Below are 17802 nucleotides of genomic sequence, written 5' to 3'. Positions count from 1 at the left end.
CGCCTCGAACGCGGATTCTCGCCGGGCTCTGGCCGGGCGTCGGGCTGCCGCTGGGGGCGGCGGCCAGGGCCGCGGCTCTCCGCGCCCCGCGTCGCCCTAGGCCTGGGGCCCGGCCGCGTCGCGCCGCGCGAGCAGATCGCGGATATCGCTGAGCAGTTCACGCTCGGACGGCGGCTCGTCGGCCGCGGTGACCGGCTGACCCGCCTGCCGGGCTGCCTCGGCTCGCTTGGCGAGGGCGTTCATGGGCATGACGAGGGCGAAGTACACAACGGCCGCGACGATGAGGAAGTTCAGGAGCGCGGCGAGCACAGCGCCGACCATGAGCCTCGCAGGCTCGTCGCCCATGACGGTCGGGATCTCGACGACGAGGGCCGTGCTGAGGCTCTTGGCGCTGAAGAGCGCCCCGATCGCCGGGTTGATGACCGCGGTGACGATCGCGTTGACGAGGGCGGTGAACGCCGTGCCGACGACGACGGCGACGGCGAGCTCGATGACGTTGCCGCGCAGGATGAAGGCCTTGAAGCCGCTGAACATGGAACCCCCGAGGGTGTGGTGGCTGACGATGCCTCGACCCTAACCGGCGGCGTGACGGGACCGCGAACCGGTCAGCTCGCGGCGGCGGGAGCGCTCGCGGCAGCCGGGGCCGCCGACGACGTCGAGGTGCTCGACACTCCCGACGAGTCGCCGGGCGAGTCGGTCGACGAGCCGCCCGTCGACGCGCCCGCACGGCTGTCCGTGCGGTAGAAGCCCGACCCGTTGAAGGTCACGCCGACCGCGGAGAAGAGCTTGCGGAGCCGGCCCGAGCACTCGGGGCACTCGGTGAGCGAATCGTCGGCGAACGCCTGCTGGATGTCGAACGCGGTCGAGCATTCCGTGCAGCGGTACGAGTACGTGGGCATGGCGATCCTCCTGGACAAGGATACGGTCGCGCGGGTGCCCGCTCGACCGCGCTGTTACCTTCGCCCGGCCGGATCCTCAGAACCGCGTCGTGCCGCTCGGCGTGACGATCCCGTCGACGCGCTCGTCGTGCGGCTCGCTCGGCAGCTCGTCGACGAGCTCGTCGTCGAAGACGACGGCGAACACGGGGGGCCTGCGTTCCATCGAGCCGAGGGTCTTGTCGAAGTATCCGCGGCCCCAGCCCATCCGCATGCCCGAGCGGTCGACGGCGGCGGCCGGCACGAGGATGAGCCCGGCGTCGTTGATCGCGAGGGGGCTCAGCAGCTCGGCGTCCGGCACGGGCAAGCCCGCCGCATCGACGAGCTCGGCGAGGGCATCCGCCCCCGATGCCGGCAACGGCGCCCAGTCGAGCAGGCCGTCATCGCGCGACACCGGCAGGAGCACCTCGATGCCCTGCTCGCGCGCCCAGTCGAGGAACCCGCGCGTCGGCGGCTCATCGGGGGTGGACAGGTAGCAGCTGAGGCGGCGAGGACCGAGTTCGGAGACGAGCGCGATCAGCTGCCGTGTGAGCTCCTCCTCCGCGACCTCGCGCTCGTGCCGGGGGCGGATCCGGCGGCGCTCGCGGAGCTCGGCTCGGAGGGCGCGCTTGGCGTGGGCGGCCTGCTCGGCGTCGCTCGGCATGAGCCAATCCTAGAGTTCACCGGATGCCCGCCGAAGGCGTTTCGCTAGGGTTGCGGGCATGACTCCCGCACTCACGAAGGCCGTCATTCCCGCCGCCGGGCTCGGAACGCGCTTCCTCCCGGCGACGAAAGCCATGCCCAAGGAGATGCTCCCCGTCGTCGACAAGCCGGCCATCCAGTACGTGGTGGAGGAGGCGGTCGGCGCAGGACTGCGCGACGTCCTCATGATCACGGGGCGCAACAAGGCGGCCCTGGAGAACCACTTCGACCGCATGTACGAGCTCGAGCAGACGCTCGAGGCGAAGGGCGACCGCGAGAGGCTGCGGAAGGTCGAGTACTCGACCGACCTCGCCGACGTGCACTACGTCCGCCAGGGCGATCCGCTCGGGCTCGGCCACGCCGTCCTCCGCGCGAAGATGCACGTCGGTCACGAGCCGTTCGCCGTCCTCCTCGGTGATGACATCATCGACCCCCGCGACCCCCTACTGTCGCGCATGACCGAGGTGCACCATATGCGCGACGCCACCGTCGTCGCCCTCCTCGAGGTGCCCGCCTCGCAGACCCACATGTACGGCATCGCCACCGTCGAGGGGACCGAGGACGACGACGTCGTCCGCATCACCGGTCTCGTCGAGAAGCCCTCTCAGGGCGAGGCCCCCTCGAACTACGCGATCATCGGTCGGTACGTGCTCAAGCCTGAGATATTCGCGGTCCTCGAGCACACGCAGCCGGGCAAGGGCGGCGAGATCCAGCTGACGGATGCCCTGCTCGAGCTCGCGAACGACGACGCCTCCGGCGGCGTCTACGGCGTCGTGTTCCGCGGCCGCCGGTACGACACGGGCGACCGGCTCGACTACATCAAGGCGATCGTCCAGCTCGCAGTCGAGCGGGAGGACCTCGGCGTCGACCTGCGGCCCTGGCTGCGCGACTTCGCCGCGACCCTCGACTGACCGGCAGTGGCGACGAGCATCCCGACCCTCCGCGACGGGGCCACGACTCTCCGGCCCATCCGCGTCCGCGACGCCAAGGCGCTCGAGCGCGAGCTGCTCGCGAACCGCGCGTGGCTGCGCCCGTGGGAGGCGACGAGCCCCGTCGCTCCCGTGTCGTGGGACACGCGGGGGAGCATCCGGGGCCTCCTCGCCGCCGCCCGCACCGGATCAGGGCTGCCGTTCGTCATCGAGAGCGGCGGGGAGCTCGCCGGTCAGCTCAACGTCTCCGGCATGACCTACGGCTCGCTCGCCTCCGCGACGATCGGCTACTGGGTGGGGGAGCGCTTCGCCGGTCGCGGAATCACCCCCACCGCCGTCGCCCTCGCGACCGACCACGTCTTCTTCACCCTCGGGCTGCACCGGATGGAGATCTGCATCCGCCCTGAGAACGGCCCGAGCCTCCGAGTCGTGGAGAAGCTCGGCTTCCGCTACGAGGGTCTTCGTCGCCGATACATCCACATCAACGGCGACTGGCGCGATCACTTCTGCTTCGCGCTCACGGTCGAAGAGGTGCCGCAGGGGGTTCTGCAGCGCTGGCGGGCCGGACGCGCCCCCGCGACGGCAGCGAGCATCCCCGAGGTCGACCTCATCGCGGCACGCCGGGGGATCGCCCTGCCGTAGCGTCCGCTCGGGCATACCGTTGCGGCCATGGAGTTCACAGGCGGCGGAACGGCGATCCTCATCGCGCTTGCCGCGGGGCTCTGGCTCGTCTACCTCGTGCCGATGTGGCGCCGCCGAACCGAGTACCTGTCGACCGAGCGGAACGCCCTGCGACTGCAGCAGACCCTGCGCATCATGGCGCAGACAGCCGAGCTGCCCGAGGCGGTGCGGGCCGAGATGACGGCGCGCGAGGTCGCCAACCAGGAGCGCACTCTCGCGGCGCGTCACCGCGAGGAGCAGGCGATCGCCCGGGCTCGCGAGGCCGCCGCGCAGCGAGCGGTTCGCGAACGGCTGCAGCAGACCGCTCCCGGTCTCGCCGCGGAGGTCGATGCCGCCCAGCGCGGACAGGCGCGCGTGCGCCGCTCCCGGCTGGTCACGTCGCTGCTCACGCTCGCTGCCGTCATCGGTGCCGTCGCGTCGGCCGCGACAGGGGCGTGGGCCTGGACGACCCTCTCCGCGTTCATCGTCGTGAGCGGGATCACTCTGCTCGTTGGGCTCGCTCGCGCCACGCGCCGCCGCTCGACCGGAGTCTCCGCGCCCCGCCGCGCCCCGCGATTCGTGGATTTCGCCGTTGCCGCCGAGTCGTCCTCCCGCGCCGCCGAGCCGCGCGACTGGACGCCCGTGCCGCTGCCGAAGCCGCGCTACCTCGCGGTGCCCACCGCGAGCTCCGGCCGCCCCGGCCTCGGCTCGATCGACCACACCGCGGTGCTCGCCGCCGCCGCGGCCGAGGCGGAGAGAGCGCAGCGCGCAGCGACGGCGCCGAGCGCGCCCGCGGTCGCGAGCGCCGCATCCCCCGCCGCCTCGCACCTCGCCGAGGCGGCCCCCGTTCCTGCCGCTCCGGTCGCCGTCCCTGCTGCTGACGCGACCGGGCGCAGCACCTCCGAGCCCGTGAGCCGGTTCGCGCGCATGGGTCTCCTCGACGGGCTGCCGACCGCGGCGCCCGACCTCGACGAGGTGCTCGCCCGGCGTCGCGCGGCCGGCTGAGCACGTGCGGACGCCCTCGTCCGCAGTGATAGTGTTGTCGTCGTTCACGGGCCTGTGGCGCAGTTGGTAGCGCGCTTCGTTCGCAATGAAGAGGTCAGGGGTTCGAATCCCCTCAGGTCCACCGGAACGCAGAACCCCGGCTCGGCTGCGCCGGGGTTCTCGCTCGTTCGGAGCTCGCTCGAGCGCGCTAGCGTCGAACAATGGATGCTCCTGTCGTCACCGCCATCATCGCTCTGCTTCTCGGCGCCGTCTTCAATATCGTCGTGTGGCCGCGGTTCTACCCGCGCATCGCCGCCGACCCCCGCTCGCGCGATGCCGACGGTCGGCCGACCGCCTTCTTCCACGTGCACGTCGTGCTCATCGCGATCGCTCTCGCCATCGCCGTGCTCTCGGCGATCGCCGCGGTGCTCCTCATCGTCGGCTGACGCGGGCGCTCAGAGCCGCTCGTACGTGATCTGCACCATGCCGTTCTCGAACCGCCGCTCGCGTACGAGCCGCAGGGCGAGACGCGCATCGTCGGGGAGGGCGCGGATGCCGCCGCCGACGATCACGGGGCAGATCAGGAGCTGGACGACGTCGACGAGGCCGAGCCGGAAGGCCGTCGCGGCGAGGGTCGGCCCCTCGATCGTCACGTCCCCGGCAGCCGAGTCGAGGGCGCGTGCGATCGACTCAGCGGTGAGCTCGCGCTCGAGCCGCGTCCTCGTTGTGACAACGCGCTCGAGGGTCCGAGAGTAGACGACCTTCTCCGCGCGCTGCCAGATCTCGGCGAAGCGCGCCATCTGTGGGGTGTCGGCCCACTCCGGCTCGGTCTCCCAGCCGGACATCGTCTCGTACATCCGCCGTCCGTAGAGGAACGTGCAGATGCCGTCCATGTCGTCATTGATCGCCCTGACGACCTCGTCGCTCGGGAGGGCCCAGTCGAAGCCGCCCCCTGCGTCGGAGTTGTAACCGTCGAGAGAGCAAGCGACCGAGTACACGAGGCGTGACATGGCCTCACGCTACCCAGCGCTCACGGCTCGTCGCGCGGCATCAGCTTGTGACTGCCGTCGCACCACGGCTTGATGGCGGACGCCCCGCACCGGCAGACGGCGACGGTCGCACGACGGCGTTCGACGGGAGCTCCGTCCGCGTCGACGAGATCGACGTCGCCGCGCACGAGCAGCGGCCCGTTCGGGCAGACGATGATCTCGCCGGGCCCGTCGCCTCGCCACCCCGCCTCAGGCATGGGCTCTCCGGAGGTGACGCACGCTGTGGGCGGCCAGCCGCAGCCGCCGCCCTCGGTACGGCATCCCGCCTGCTGCTCGATGCAGCACGGCGATCCAGGCGCAGATCATCCTCTCGAGCCCCCAGAGGGGAGCCCACGCTGCCGAGCTCGCGGGGAAGACCTCGCGCCCGTGCGCTCGCCGCAGTCCGATCTCCGCGAGCAGGACGGTCGCGGCGGCGACGAGGAGCCCGCGCCGGAGGGGACGCTCCGCGAGGAGGATGCTCGGCAGCACGGCCAGTTCGACGGCGAGCCGCCAGGGCTGCGCGCCGCTGTCGTAGGCCTGCCGCACTCTCTGCTCGATGAATCGTCGAACGGTCGGCGGTCGCCGTTGCACGAAGAGGTCGTCCGCGCGGACCTCGCGTCCGCCGCGCGCGATCACGGTGCGGATGAGCTCGAGGTTCTCGAAGAGCGCATCGCCGTCGTAGTGCGGAGCGCCGTCGGAGTCGGACGGGAGCGCCGCACGACGGAGCACGAGGGTGCCGGGGTAATCCGAGCGCATCGAGCGGTTGATGAGGCTGCGAGCGGTGTCCCATCTCGCGTGCCACGGAAGGGGATCGAAGACGTTCTGAGGGCGCACGATCGCGGCGCCGTCGAGCAGGCTGAGAGCCCGAGTGAGTCCGGCACGACCCCAACGGACGTCGTCGTCGGCGATGACGACCACGACAGCAGTCGTCACGGCGAGGCCCGCGAGCACGCCATCCGTCTTCCCGTTCCCCGTCCGGCCGGGCGCCCGGAGGTGGCGAGCGGCGATGCCGCTCCAGACCTCCCGGTGGTGGCGCCAGAGCGCCTCCGGCGAGCCGTCGACGACGGTGACGGGCATCGCCAGTGCGATCTCGCGGAGATAGGCGGTGAACTCCTCGAGCGGGCCGTCATCATTCCATCGGAGAGGGATCAGGTACTCGCAATCCCCGAGCTCGCGCCCGATCACACCCCGACCGTCGCATCCCGCAGGGCGCTCCGATCCTCTGCCCACGCGAGCCGCGCATGCTCCGCCGCGAGGCCGTCGACGAGGAGACAGGCGGCGGCGCCGAAGAGGATGTCCTCGACGAGTTCGGGCTGCTGCTCGGCCAGGCCGCCAGCGAGGTCCCGCGCCGCGACCTGCTCATGCACGGCATCCGCTTCCACGTGCTCGTCGAAGTAGGCCGCGACCTCGTCGCCGAAGCCGAGTCGGCGGACTCCTTTGGCGACCATTCGGCTGGGCAGCGACGAGGTCATCTCGAACGCGGCGAGGTGGCCGCACAGGGCCCCTATCCACCGACGGTGGAGCCCGAACATCGACATCGTGTTCATCGAGGCGAGCGTCGCCGCGGGGACGGCGTCGAGGTAGGCCCCGTAGGCGTCGTCGAGCCCGGCGGCGCGCATCGCCCGGGCGAACATCGTCGCGTGGACCCGTTCGGGTCGGCCGCCGCCGTACTCGTCGCTCTGAACCTCTACCAGGGCTGCCTTGGGTCGCCCGCGCAGTCGCGGGATCCCCCAGCTGTGCGGGTCCGCCTCTTTGAGCGTGTAGATGGAGCGCAGGATGAGGAACTCGCGAAGCTGGTCGGCTGTTGCGTCGGCGGCCACCGCCCGGGCGAGGCTCGGGCCGGGAGTCGGCGTGGTCAGTGCGAACAGCGTCTCCGCGACGGCGGACGCCTCGGCCTCCGGAGTGCCCGGAATGGTGACGCGGGCCGTGAGCTCGGACTCGTGGAGCCTCTCGAGCGTCCGTCGCGCCGCGATCAGACGGGAGTCCCACTCCCACCGCTCGCTCGCCGCGTCCATCCCCGTGTAGTGCTGCTCGTAGAGGAGGAAGAGGGCGAGCTGCAGATCCTCGTCGAGGAGGGCATCCGCCGCTGCGCGACCGTCGGTCGCTTCGCGAAGGCGCTCGAGCGGGCCGTCGGCGGCGTCGGGGTCGGCGAGAAGGACGTCGATCACGGCAGCGCTGACAGCGCCGCGGGATCCGGGGGCGCGCATGGTCTGCACGGCGCGCGTCACAGCGCGGGATTCGGGTAGGACCGCACTCGGCGGCGAGACCGCCTGCGTTCGATGCCTGCGACGACTCGTCGAGCGGCCCAGGCGACGATCGCTGCTCCGATAGCTCTCTTGATCATGCGAGCCATGTTTCCGTGATCGCCCGCTGCGCGAAACGGGGTTGCGCGAGTCACTCTTTGGCTCTCCTGCCGAGCGCCGGAGTGCTGTTCCCGCTCGTCCGTCTTTCCTCATGCGAAAGATTCGCTGTTCCTTCACTCTGTCCAGTCAGAATGAACATCGATTCCCACGCTCCTGATGGATACAGTGCACCAACACCACAGCACACGACCGAGGGAGCTGCATGGACATCGCCGTCCGCCGCGAACCGATCGAGGGGGAGCGCCGCGTCGCCGCGACACCCGCTTCGACGGCGCAGTATCTGAAGAACGGCCTCACCGTGACGATCGAGAGAAGCGCCGGTCTCGCCGCCGGCTACGCCGACGCCGACTACGAGGCAGCGGGCGCGACGCTCGTCGACGCGATCGACCTGAGCGGCGTCGACGTGCTCGCGCACGTGCGTCCGCTCGACGGCGCGACGATCGCCTCGCTGCCGAGCGGCGCAGTCACGGTGGGCTTCGGCTCCCCCGCCTCCGAGCTCGAGGGGGTCGCAGCGTTCGCCGCGCATGGCGTCACCGCCTTCTCGCTCGAGCTCATCCCGCGCATCTCGCGCGCGCAGTCGATGGACGCCCTCACCTCGCAGTCGCTCATCGCGGGCTACCGCTGCGTCCTTGAGGCGGGGATGCGCTTCCCGCGCTTCTTCCCGCTCTACATGACCGCGGCCGGCACGATCCCGCCCGCGCGCGTCCTCGTGCTCGGCGCCGGCGTCGCGGGCTTGCAGGCGATCGCGACGGCGAAGCGCCTCGGTGCGAAGGTCTCGGCGTACGACGTGCGCTCGGCATCCGCCGATGAAGTGCGCTCGATGGGCGGCACGTTCATCCACCTCGACCTCGACGCCGCGGCCGACGCCGCAGGCGGGTACGCCAAGGAGCTCGCCGCCGACCGCGCCGACCGCCAGCGCGAACTGCTCGCGCCGCACGTCGCCGACGCCGACGTCATCATCACGACGGCGGCCATCCCCGGCCGCCCGGCGCCGCGCCTCATCACCGCATCGATGCTGCAGGGCATGAAGTCCGGGTCCGTCATCGTCGACCTCGCCGCCGAGACGGGCGGCAACGTCGAGGGCGCGGTCGCGGGCGAGGATGCCCGGGTCGAGGTCTCCGGCGGATTCGTCACGATCGTGGGGATGAAGGACGCCCCCTCGACCATGGCCTTCGACGCGAGCCGCCTGCTCGCTCAGAACATCGCCAACCTCATCGGGCTCATGACCGTCGAGGGCGTCATCGCGCCCGACTTCGACGACGAGGTCATCGCCGGCGCCTGCCTCGCCCACGCGGGCGAGGTGCGCCACGAGCCCACGGCCGCCGCGATCGCGGCCGCCGCCACCTCCTCGACCGGAACGACGGGAGCGCACTGATGGACCCCATCACCCTGCTGACCTTCTTCGTGCTCTCGGTCTTCGTCGGCTTCGAAGTCGTCTCGAAGGTCTCCAGCACCCTGCACACGCCCCTCATGTCGGGCGCCAACGCCATCCACGGCATCATCCTGGTCGGCGCGATCATCGTCGCCGGTCAGGCCGAGAACGTCGGTCTGCTGATCGTCGCGCTCATCGCCGTCCTTCTCGCGACGATCAACCTCGTGGGCGGGTTCGTCGTCACCGACCGCATGCTCGAGATGTTCGGCGGGCGCAAGCCGGTCGCGAAGGCGACGACCGAGGAGGGCGCGCGATGAGCATCCTGTCGGTCGAATGGACGGCGCTGCTCTACCTGGTCGCCGCGGTCTGCTTCATCCTCGCCCTCAAGGGCCTCAGCTCGCCGAAGTCGGCGCGACGCGGCAACCTCATCGGCGCGGCCGGCGCGGTCATCGCCCTCGTGACGGTGTTCCTGTCGACCGAGCTCGACAACGTCGCGCTCATCATCGCGACGATCCTCGTCGGCTCGGCGATCGCGGCCCCGGTCTCGCGGAAGGTCGCGATGACGCAGATGCCGCAGCTCGTCGCGCTGTTCAACGGCGTCGGCGGCGGCGCCGCGGCGCTCGTCGCTCTGCTCGAGCTCACGCACGTGGAGGGCATCGGCGCGGTCGCCGCGGTCGCCTTCACGGTGCTCGTCGGCGCGGTTTCGTTCTCCGGCTCGGTCATCACCTTCGCGAAGCTGCAGGAGCTCATGCCGACCCGACCGATCGTCTTCCCCGGCGGCCCGGTCGTCATGGCGGTCGTCGCGATCGCGTCGGTCGCCGCGGCGGGCTGGCTCGTCGTGACCAGCGACCCGACAGCCGCGTACGTGCTGCTCGCGCTCGGACTCGTGCTCGGCGTGCTGTTCGTGCTGCCGGTCGGCGGCGCGGACGTGCCGATCGTGATCTCGCTGCTCAACGCTTTCACGGGCCTCACGGTCGCCGCTTCCGGCCTCGTGCTCGGCAACACGCTCCTGCTCGTCGCGGGCACGCTCGTCGGAGCCTCTGGCACGATCCTGACCCGCGCGATGGCGTCGGCGATGGGGCGCAGCGTCGCGGGCATCCTGTTCGGGGCGTTCAAGGGCGGATCGACCGCGGGCTCGACGATCGCCTCCGACCGCCCGGTGCGCTCGTCGAGCGCGGAGGACGTCGCTATCCTGCTCGGCTATGCCCAGCGCGTCATCGTCGTCCCCGGTTACGGCCTCGCCGTCGCTCAGGCGCAGCACACGATGGCCGAGCTCGCCACGACGCTCGAGGCCAAGGGCATCGAGGTCGTCTTCGGCATCCACCCCGTCGCCGGCCGCATGCCCGGGCACATGAACGTGCTCCTCGCCGAGGCCAACGTCCCGTACGAGGTGCTGCAGGAGATGGACGAGGTCAACCCGCAGTTCAAGACCGCCGATGTCGCTCTCGTGGTCGGCGCGAACGACGTCGTGAACCCCGCGGCGAAGTCGAGCCCCGGATCGCCGATCTACGGTATGCCCATCCTCGATGTCGCGTCCGCGCGTCAGGTCGTCTTCCTCAAGCGCTCCATGCGCCCCGGATTCGCCGGCATCGAGAACGAGCTCCTGTTCGAGCCGCAGACGACGCTCCTGTTCGGCGACGCGAAGGAGTCGCTCACGAAGGTGCTCGGCGCGGTCAAGGCGCTCTAGCGTCGATCATCGCGCGGTGCGGGGCCCGAGCAGGCCTCGCACCGCGCGACGGTCGTCAGCGGCGATCGGCGGCGCGGCGTCGCCGACGGACGAAGCCCAGCGCCAGCAGCAGCGCGCCGATACCCGCCAGGACCGCAGCGCCGATCGTGAGGCCGGCGTTCCAGGCGATGAACTCGCCCGGATCGTTCGAGCCCGGAGTCTCGCGGCCGAACATCACCGCGGCGACCGTGATCCCGATGATGAGGAGGACCGCCCCGGGAGCGATGAGCCCCCAGCCGGACGACGGCGTGGGGTCGGGTGCGGATTCAGGACGAGCGTCGATGTCGTTCATGCACTCCATGAGAGCGGATCGGGAGGGCCCCACGGCAGGGGGTTGACCGGTCGCAGCCGGCCGTCCGCTACTCGACGGAGTCGTGCTCCCTGGGCGCGAGAAGCCCCGCCCGCTCCGCCTCGGCGACCGCTTCCCGCCTCGACTCGACGCCGAGGGCGTCGAAGATTCGCATGATGTCATGCCCGATCGTGGACGTGCCGAAGTTCATCGCGCGCGCGATCTGGGCGTTCGTGCGCCCCTGCTGCATGTGCGCGAGGATCTCGCGCTGGCGCGGGTTCAGCGGGGCCGAGCGGCGCGGGCGGTCTCGCGCGGGCGGCGTGGGCTCGTCGCTCGCGATCGACGCAGACACGAGGTCGGCGACGGCCGACCAGAAGACGGCGTGCCGGGCGTGATCGGGGGCGATGTCGGTCGCGATGGCCACTCCACCGATGGTGGCGCTGCGGAAGAGGAGCGGCAGGCAGATGACGTGGGCCCCGCGGAGCTCGAGACCCTCCAAGCCCTGGTATCGAGCCGTCAGCTCGGGAACCGTGCCCTCGACGACGACGCCGCGACGCACGGAGTCCGCCAGTGGAATGGGACTCCGGAGCGGATACCGAGGCCCGTCTCGGAGCACGCCCGCAGGGAACCCGAACATCGTGCGCACGTCCAGGAAGCTCTGACTGTCGATCACGCCCACCGCAGCGCTGCGTGCCTCGAACGGGCGCAGCACCTGCAGCACGAGCGAGCTCGCGAACGACGTGCGCTCGGGCCGATTCGCGCAGATGCGGGCGAGCTCGGCGAGGCAGGTCAGGAGTTCGCTCTCCCTCATCGGGCCGCGGGGAGGGGGGCGGGGGCGGGGGCGGGGCCGGCGCAGGCGGCTCTCGTCATCGATTGACTCTCAAGGGTGTTCGGGGCGGCGCGGGCCGCCGATGCATCTCCGCAATCCGAGCACATGACGTGGTCTGCGGAAAGGGATTGACGAATTTCTCCTCGTAGTGCATGCAGCGAACATGCTCGCGCCCCAGCGGCACGGCCTACCCTGGAAGGGTGCTCGCCACCCCGCTGACCTCCGCCGAGATCGAGGGCATCCGCGCCCGTTTCCCGATCCTGCGCCGTGAGGTGCACGGGCATCCCCTCGTCTACCTCGACTCGGCGGCCACCGCGCAGAAGCCGGACTCGGTGATCGATGCCGAGAGCGACTTCGTGCGCACCTCGAACGCAGCCGTCAACCGCGGAGCCCACTTCCTCGCCGGCGAGGCCACCGAGGCGTACGAGGATGCCCGTGACACGATCGCGCGCTTCCTCGGCGTCGACGACAACGAGGTCGTGTTCACGAGCCACGCTACCGAGGCGCTCAACCTCGTCGCGTACGCGCTCGGCACCGCGAGCAGCGGCAGGGGAGCCGGGTCGCACACCGACGCCGCGCGCTTCGCGCTGCATGAGGGCGACGAGATCGTCGTCACCGAGCTCGAGCACCACGCCAACCTCATCCCGTGGCAGGAGCTCGCGGCCCGCACGGGCGCGACGCTGCGGTACATCCCGGTGCTGGACCACGGCGGGCTCGACCTCGACGCGGCCGCGGAGATCATCGGCGAGCGCACGCGCGTGCTGGCCGTGACGCACGTCTCGAACGTGACGGGCGCCGTGACGCCCCTCGATCGGCTCGTTCCGCTCGCTCGCGCGGTGGGCGCGCTCGTCGTTCTCGACGCGTGCCAGTCGGCCCCGCATCTGCCGCTGAGGCCGCGAGAGCTCGACGTCGACGTCGCCGTGTTCAGCGGCCACAAGCTCTACGGCCCGACGGGCATCGGCGTGCTCTACGGCCGCGCGGAGCTCCTCGACGCGCTTCCGCCGTTCCTCTACGGCGGCTCGATGATCACGACCGTCACCATGGACCGCGCCGAGTACCTGCCGTCGCCGCAGCGCTTCGAGCCCGGCACTCCCCGTCTCTCGCAGGCGGTCGGGCTCGCCGCGGCGGTCCGCTTCGTCGAGGAGTTCGGCATGGCGCGCATCGCCGCGACCGAGCACGCACTCGCCGCGCGCCTCCTCGACGGCCTCGTGCGCGTACCGGGCGTCCGCATGCTCGGCGTCGACAACCCGGCGCCGCGCGTGGCCCTCGCCTCGATCGTCATCGACGGCGTGCACGCGCACGACGCCGGTCAGGTGCTCGACGACCGCGGCATCGCGGCGCGCGTCGGCCACCACTGCGCGCAGCCGCTGCACCGCCGCTTCGGCGTGAGCGCGAGTCTCCGGCTGAGCGCGGGAATCCACACGACGCCGGACGAGCTCGATCTCGCGATCGACGCGGTCGCGGGCATCCGCCCGTTCTTCGGTCTCGGCGAGGGGGCGGGAGCATGAGCGACCTCGAGCAGCTGTACCAGCAGATCATCATGGATCACGCGAAGCACCCTCACGGCACGGGCCTGGTGGCACGCGACGAGACGAGCCACCAGCGCAATCCTGTCTGCGGCGACGAGGTCACGCTCACGCTGCGGTGGGATGCCGCGGGCGACCGCATCGCGGATGTCGCGTGGGAGGGCAGCGGCTGCTCGATCTCTCAGGCGAGCGCTTCGCTGCTGGCGACGCTCGCGGAGGAGAGGGCCGCCGAGGGCGAGCCCTGGACGCCGGAGGAGCTGACCGCGCTCATCGAGGATTTCCGCGAGGCGCTGCGCTCGCGCGGGGCGATCCCGCTCGACGAGGAGCGCTTCGGCGACGCCGCGGCCCTCAGCGGCGTCTCGAAGTACGTCGCGCGCGTGAAATGCGCGATGCTCGCCTGGGTCGCGGCGGAGGACCTGCTACTCCGGCGCACGGGCGTGGCCCGGTAGTCGCGATTCAGCTATCGCCAGCGTCCTCTGTCACGGCCTCGAGCACCCAGATGGGGATGCGCCGCTCCGTCTTCCTCTGGTACTCGGCGTAGTCGGGCCAGACGGCGCACGCGCGCTCCCACCACAGCTCGCGCTCGGTGCCATCGGCGAGCTCGCGGGCGCGATAGTCGCGTCGGTCGTCCATGTCCCGCAACTCGCAGAGCGGATGCGCGACGAGGTTCCGGTGCCAGGAGGGGTGGTCGGGCGCGCCGCCCTTCGAGGCGACGACGAGGTAGTCGCCCTCGTGCTCGACGCGCATGAGCGCCGTCTTGCGCAGCTTCCCGCTCGCCGCGCCGAGCGTCGTCAGCACGATGATGGGCCGGCCGCGGAGGTCGTTGCCCTCCTGGCCGTTCGTGCGCTCGTAGAGCTCGGCCTGCTCGCGGGCCCACTCGGACGTGCTGGGTGCGTACTCTCCGGTCAGCGGCATGCTTCGAGGCTAGCCCCCCGACGCCCCTTGGCGGCGAGCGACGGGGAGCACGGCTCACGGCAGTGCAGATCCGCCATAATCGGGCTATGGCACCCCGGCCGTGGCGCGGCGCACCGCTCCTCGCGGTCACCAGCGACTCCGGGAGCGGGCCGGTGGTCGTGATGATCCATGGCATCGCGTCGTCCTCCGTCACCTTCCACCACCTCGTGCCGCTGCTCGAGCGGCACTTCCGCGTCATCACGCTCGACATCCTCGGTTTCGGCGCCTCGCCCGCGCCCGAGGGGGCGACATACACGCTCGACGAGCACGAGCGTGCGCTGCATGCGACGCTCCGCTCGCTCGGGCTCCGGCGCGAGGTCATCCTCGTCGGCCACTCGCTCGGTGGACTCATCGCCGCGCGCTACGCCGCGACGCACCGGAAGTCGCTCGCGCGCCTCGTGCTCGTCGGCTCGCCCATCTACCTGCCGCCCGCCCTGATCGGCGACCCGGTCGATCGCGCGAACATGGGCGCCTACTTCACCGTCTACGAGTTCCTGCGCTCCAACCCAGCGTTCACGCAGCGCACGGCCGCGGCGCTCGCCACGATCGCGCCGATCAAGAACGTGCTCGAGCTCACCGAGAAGAACTGGACTCCGTTCATGCTGTCGCTGCAGAACGCGATCGAGTCGCAGACGACTCTCGCCGACCTCGCTCGGGTTAGTGTGCCGATCGATCTCGTCTACGGCGCCCTCGACCCGTTCCTCGCGCCGAGCGGCATCGGGATCGTCGAGCAGCTGCGCCACGTGACGACCCACCGGGTCTCCAACGTCGCGCACATCATCCGCCCGCGCCTCGCGCAGGCGGTAGCGCGGGTGCTCGCGTCGTCCCTCGAGGAGGAGGCCCCGGTCAGCGACGCTCGATGAGCTGCGCGAGCTCGCCGATGAAGCCGGCGAAGTCGCTCCCGGCCCGCACGAGCTCGCCGACCTCGCGGCGCGAGGCGAAGACGTCGACGAACTGGTCGAACAGGGGCTGGAAGCGCGCCCTGCCCTCGGGGCTGAACGCGATGAGAGCCACGACCGAGACCCGGGCGTCCCCCCACGCGACGGGAGCGGGGCACAGCGCGAGGGCGATCGCGGTGCGCGCCGCGGAGAGCCCCATCGCATGGGGCATCGCGAGGGTGTCGCTGAACGCGGTCGACGACATGCGCTCGCGCTCGAGCGCGCCGTCGACGTAGCGGTCGTCGACGACGTCGGCCGCGACGAGCGCGGCGCCGAGGCCGCGGATGATCGACTCGGGGTCGTCGCCCGGCGGCTCGGGGAAGAACAGCTCGGCGTCGAAGTACTCGAGCAGCTCGTCGGTGATGCGCTGACGTCGACGCTGCCGGCGGACGCGCGAGATCGCGCCGCGGATGGAGTCGATGTCGTCGTCGGTCAGGAACGGCTGCACGACGACGACGCCCTCGCGCAGCGCGGGGGACGGGATCGTCGAGATCACGAGGTCGCTCGTGAGCTCGCGCGGGTCGATGTCGGTGCGCGTGACGACGAACTCGATGGAGAGATCGGCGCCCAGCTCGCGCTCGATGCGGCTGCGGAGGATCGCGTGCAGGTCGTAGTAGCTCGGGCAGATGATCGTCCCGGTCACGCGCTCCTCGCGGCGGGCGACGCGCTCGAGGTGCGAGCCGAGGTGCAGCGCGATGTACGAGATCTCGTCGTCGTCGACCGTGATGCCGCGCTCGCGCTGCACGATCGAGGCGATGAAGACCGCGATGTCGAAGATGAGCGGGTATGAGCTCTTGATCGAGCGCGCGAGCGGGTTGCGCGATCGGGCGTCCTCCCGGGCGCGGGTGACGAGGTTGCCGAGGTGCAGGGCGAGGCGGGCGATGAACGCGTCGTCGCGGAAGTCGACGAGGTACTCCTCGGCCACGAGGTCGACGATTCGGCGGACGGTGTCGAGGTCGGCCTCGTCGACGTGCGGCGCGCCCTCGGCCCCGGCCCCCGGCGCGATGACGCGCGTCGTGAGCAGACGGGCGAGGTACTCGACGTCGGCCTCCGTGACCGCGACCGCGAAGTGGTCGGGGATCAGTCGGTGCAGCGCGGCGCTGATGGGCGCGGCGTCGCTCCCGGCCGTCGCGGTCGGCGGCAGGTGCAGCTCGCGCCGCGCGCGCTCGACCGCGATCGCGACGTGCAGGATGACGGCGTCGATGCCGTACTCGTTGATGAAGAAGCCGTCGGCGTCGAGCGCCTGGATGAGTTCGGTCTTGAAGGCACCGAGCCCCGCGACGCCGAACTCGCTCTCGATCGCGTCGAGCTCGAGCACGCCCTGCGCGCTCTCGCTCTGCAGGAGGCGGCTGAGCAGCCGTCGACTGGCGGCCTCCGACCCGACGAGCGCGATCGAGCTGCCGCGTCGCGTGAGGGATGCCCCGCTCTCCTCCGCGAGCGCTTTCACCTTGCGCAGATCGGCCTCGAGGGTCGAGTCGCTCACGTAGAGGCTCTCGGCGAGCTCGTGCGCGTCGAGCCCCGACTCGGCATCGGTGAGTCGCCGCACGAGGTGGTGCACGCGCGCCTGCGGGATCTCCGCGGCGCTCCCGCGACCGCGCCCCGCGGCGCGGAACTCGGCGTACGCCTCGCGGTTCAGGCGATAGCCCGAGGTCGACGCGGTCACGATCACGAGGGGGTGCGCGGCGGTCTTCGCCGCGGCGACGTAGCTGCGCACCGATCGCGTGGTGACGCCGAGCCGCTCGGCGAGCTCGGTGGCGGTCACCCAGTCGTCGGCGTGCAGCAGGAGCTCGAGCATCCGCTCGTACTTGTCGGCCATGTCCGGCTCACTGTAGACCAGCGCGTCGCGCTCGTCCGCGGTCGCGGCGGGCCGGGATGCTCGGCGCGCCTTCCGCAGGGGTGGGAAGGAAGTCTGCTGGAGCCGGGGGCGCTCGCGGACGAGCATGGGGGTGTTCCGCACACGACCGCGAGGAGGCGCTCATGACCCGCACGGTCGCCGTCGTCTGCGGGTCGGGCGTCTCGAGCACGTTCCTCGCCCGCGGACTCCGCGGAGCCATCGCCGACCGGTCGCTCGACTGGGCGGTCGAGCCGCTCTCCGTCGACGACCTCGCTGACCGCGCCGATGCGCTCGACCTCGTGATCGTCGGGCACCACCTCGCGGCCGACGCCGATGCCGTCTCCGCCGCGCTCGGAGGGCGCGTGCCCGCCGTCGTGCTCGACGCCCCCGGCACCGGGCCGGACGCCGTGACCGCGGCCCTCGCGCATCTCACCTCGACCACCTCCGCCCCCTCCGAAGGAGAGCACCATGGCTGACCGCACTCTCGTCGTCGCATCCGCTCACGGGCTCCACGCCCGCCCCGCCGCGCTGTTCGTGAAGTCGGTGACCGAGTCGGGCTGCGCGGTGCAGCTGAAGAAGGGGGAGCGCAGCGTGAACGCCGCGAGCATCCTCGGCGTCGTCTCGCTCGGCATCGAGCACGGCGACGAGGTGACGCTGACCGTCACGGGCGACGACGACGAGCGCGTGCTCTCCGAGCTCGCCGCCTTCCTCGAGCAGGACCACGACGCGTGAGCGGCACCTCGACCCGCCCGGC

General features: G+C 71.4%; 23 protein-coding genes and 1 tRNA gene. 13 read left to right on the top strand and 11 right to left on the bottom strand.

Features of this window, described 5'->3' with window-relative positions:
- Positions 1–96: 96 nt before the first annotated feature.
- The 3 genes from mscL to FHX53_RS07935 all read right to left on the bottom strand — a co-directional run bounded on the left by mscL (position 97) and on the right by FHX53_RS07935 (position 1578).
- Entirely contained in the window at positions 97–534 is a 438-nt protein-coding gene (mscL, locus tag FHX53_RS07945; protein WP_182490815.1) for a large conductance mechanosensitive channel protein MscL, read from the bottom strand.
- 71 nt (positions 535–605) lie between these two features.
- On the bottom strand, positions 606–899 hold the full coding sequence (locus FHX53_RS07940) for an FmdB family zinc ribbon protein (RefSeq protein ID WP_182490814.1): 294 nt from the start codon (positions 897–899) through the stop codon (positions 606–608).
- A gap of 76 nt (positions 900–975) precedes the next feature.
- The gene (locus tag FHX53_RS07935; RefSeq protein ID WP_182490813.1) at positions 976–1578 is read right to left on the bottom strand and encodes a 5-formyltetrahydrofolate cyclo-ligase; all 603 of its coding nucleotides are present in this window, start codon (positions 1576–1578) and stop codon (positions 976–978) included.
- 58 nt (positions 1579–1636) lie between these two features.
- Here FHX53_RS07935 and galU point away from each other — a divergent pair, with 58 nt between their 5' ends.
- The 5 genes from galU to FHX53_RS07910 all read left to right on the top strand — a co-directional run bounded on the left by galU (position 1637) and on the right by FHX53_RS07910 (position 4635).
- Entirely contained in the window at positions 1637–2527 is an 891-nt protein-coding gene (gene galU / locus FHX53_RS07930; RefSeq protein ID WP_182490812.1) for a UTP--glucose-1-phosphate uridylyltransferase GalU, read from the top strand.
- Positions 2528–2533: 6 nt separating this feature from the next.
- Positions 2534–3187, top strand: coding sequence for a GNAT family N-acetyltransferase (locus FHX53_RS07925; protein ID WP_182490811.1), 654 nt, complete (start codon positions 2534–2536; stop codon positions 3185–3187).
- A 27-nt stretch (positions 3188–3214) separates the two neighbouring features.
- Positions 3215–4210 (top strand): hypothetical protein, encoded by a 996-nt coding sequence (locus FHX53_RS07920; RefSeq protein WP_182490810.1) that lies wholly within the window; start codon positions 3215–3217, stop codon positions 4208–4210.
- A 48-nt stretch (positions 4211–4258) separates the two neighbouring features.
- Positions 4259–4331: transfer RNA gene (locus tag FHX53_RS07915), tRNA-Ala, on the top strand.
- A gap of 79 nt (positions 4332–4410) precedes the next feature.
- Positions 4411–4635: an SCO4848 family membrane protein gene (locus tag FHX53_RS07910; protein WP_182490809.1), complete on the top strand. Its 225-nt coding sequence runs from the start codon at positions 4411–4413 to the stop codon at positions 4633–4635.
- A 9-nt stretch (positions 4636–4644) separates the two neighbouring features.
- Here the strand turns inward: FHX53_RS07910 and FHX53_RS07905 are convergent, their stop codons facing one another.
- Genes FHX53_RS07905 through FHX53_RS07890 form a run of 4 tightly spaced genes read right to left on the bottom strand, consistent with a single transcriptional unit; the run spans position 4645 to position 7424 of the window.
- Positions 4645–5199 carry a dihydrofolate reductase family protein gene (locus FHX53_RS07905; RefSeq protein WP_182490808.1) on the bottom strand — a complete coding sequence of 185 codons (555 nt, stop codon included), beginning with the start codon at positions 5197–5199 and terminating at the stop codon, positions 4645–4647.
- Between the two features lie 20 nt (positions 5200–5219).
- Positions 5220–5435 (bottom strand): CDGSH iron-sulfur domain-containing protein, encoded by a 216-nt coding sequence (locus FHX53_RS07900; protein ID WP_182490807.1) that lies wholly within the window; start codon positions 5433–5435, stop codon positions 5220–5222.
- Complete coding sequence (locus FHX53_RS07895) at positions 5428–6402, bottom strand: glycosyltransferase family 2 protein (protein WP_343050909.1); 975 nt, start codon at positions 6400–6402, stop codon at positions 5428–5430. Before FHX53_RS07895 ends, FHX53_RS07900 begins: the two co-directional genes overlap by 8 nt.
- Entirely contained in the window at positions 6399–7424 is a 1026-nt protein-coding gene (locus FHX53_RS07890; protein ID WP_182490899.1) for an iron-containing redox enzyme family protein, read from the bottom strand. The genes FHX53_RS07895 and FHX53_RS07890 overlap by 4 nt, the downstream gene beginning before the upstream one ends.
- A gap of 358 nt (positions 7425–7782) precedes the next feature.
- Here FHX53_RS07890 and FHX53_RS07885 point away from each other — a divergent pair, with 358 nt between their 5' ends.
- From FHX53_RS07885 to FHX53_RS07875, 3 genes are read left to right on the top strand one after another with little or no spacing between them, the layout of a single operon-like run.
- Positions 7783–8955, top strand: coding sequence for a Re/Si-specific NAD(P)(+) transhydrogenase subunit alpha (locus FHX53_RS07885; protein ID WP_182490806.1), 1173 nt, complete (start codon positions 7783–7785; stop codon positions 8953–8955).
- The gene (locus FHX53_RS07880) at positions 8955–9269 is read left to right on the top strand and encodes an NAD(P) transhydrogenase subunit alpha part 2 (protein ID WP_182490805.1); all 315 of its coding nucleotides are present in this window, start codon (positions 8955–8957) and stop codon (positions 9267–9269) included. Before FHX53_RS07885 ends, FHX53_RS07880 begins: the two co-directional genes overlap by 1 nt.
- Positions 9266–10639, top strand: a complete 1374-nt coding sequence (locus FHX53_RS07875; protein ID WP_182490804.1) for an NAD(P)(+) transhydrogenase (Re/Si-specific) subunit beta — start codon at positions 9266–9268, stop codon at positions 10637–10639. The genes FHX53_RS07880 and FHX53_RS07875 overlap by 4 nt, the downstream gene beginning before the upstream one ends.
- Positions 10640–10694: 55 nt before the next feature.
- Here FHX53_RS07875 and FHX53_RS07870 read toward each other — a convergent pair whose 3' ends face one another.
- Positions 10695–10970, bottom strand: a complete 276-nt coding sequence (locus FHX53_RS07870; RefSeq protein WP_182490803.1) for a DUF1206 domain-containing protein — start codon at positions 10968–10970, stop codon at positions 10695–10697.
- Positions 10971–11037: 67 nt separating this feature from the next.
- A complete protein-coding gene (locus FHX53_RS07865; protein ID WP_182490802.1) occupies positions 11038–11778 on the bottom strand; it encodes a helix-turn-helix transcriptional regulator in 741 nt (246 codons plus the stop codon).
- A 170-nt stretch (positions 11779–11948) separates the two neighbouring features.
- Between FHX53_RS07865 and FHX53_RS07860 the strand changes: the two genes are divergently transcribed.
- Positions 11949–13304 (top strand): SufS family cysteine desulfurase, encoded by a 1356-nt coding sequence (locus FHX53_RS07860; RefSeq protein ID WP_182490801.1) that lies wholly within the window; start codon positions 11949–11951, stop codon positions 13302–13304.
- Positions 13301–13771 (top strand): Fe-S cluster assembly sulfur transfer protein SufU, encoded by a 471-nt coding sequence (gene sufU / locus FHX53_RS07855; RefSeq protein WP_182490800.1) that lies wholly within the window; start codon positions 13301–13303, stop codon positions 13769–13771. Before FHX53_RS07860 ends, sufU begins: the two co-directional genes overlap by 4 nt.
- Positions 13772–13778: 7 nt before the next feature.
- Here sufU and FHX53_RS07850 read toward each other — a convergent pair whose 3' ends face one another.
- Entirely contained in the window at positions 13779–14237 is a 459-nt protein-coding gene (locus FHX53_RS07850; RefSeq protein ID WP_182490799.1) for a nitroreductase family deazaflavin-dependent oxidoreductase, read from the bottom strand.
- A gap of 86 nt (positions 14238–14323) precedes the next feature.
- Between FHX53_RS07850 and FHX53_RS07845 the strand changes: the two genes are divergently transcribed.
- Positions 14324–15139: an alpha/beta fold hydrolase gene (locus FHX53_RS07845; RefSeq protein ID WP_182490798.1), complete on the top strand. Its 816-nt coding sequence runs from the start codon at positions 14324–14326 to the stop codon at positions 15137–15139.
- Here the strand turns inward: FHX53_RS07845 and FHX53_RS07840 are convergent.
- Positions 15123–17030 carry a BglG family transcription antiterminator gene (locus FHX53_RS07840; protein ID WP_182490797.1) on the bottom strand — a complete coding sequence of 636 codons (1908 nt, stop codon included), beginning with the start codon at positions 17028–17030 and terminating at the stop codon, positions 15123–15125. The two genes, FHX53_RS07845 and FHX53_RS07840, sit on opposite strands and share 17 nt — an antisense overlap.
- A gap of 161 nt (positions 17031–17191) precedes the next feature.
- Here FHX53_RS07840 and FHX53_RS07835 point away from each other — a divergent pair, with 161 nt between their 5' ends.
- A complete protein-coding gene (locus FHX53_RS07835; RefSeq protein WP_182490796.1) occupies positions 17192–17524 on the top strand; it encodes a PTS sugar transporter subunit IIB in 333 nt (110 codons plus the stop codon).
- Positions 17517–17780, top strand: a complete 264-nt coding sequence (locus FHX53_RS07830) for an HPr family phosphocarrier protein (protein WP_182490795.1) — start codon at positions 17517–17519, stop codon at positions 17778–17780. The genes FHX53_RS07835 and FHX53_RS07830 overlap by 8 nt, the downstream gene beginning before the upstream one ends.
- Positions 17781–17802 lie beyond the last annotated feature (22 nt).

Source organism: Microcella alkalica (genome assembly GCF_014137945.1).
Lineage (GTDB): Bacteria > Actinomycetota > Actinomycetes > Actinomycetales > Microbacteriaceae > Microcella > Microcella alkalica.
The sequence above is the reverse complement of the archived record's forward strand: the minus strand, read 5'-3'. Positions and strand labels throughout refer to the sequence as shown.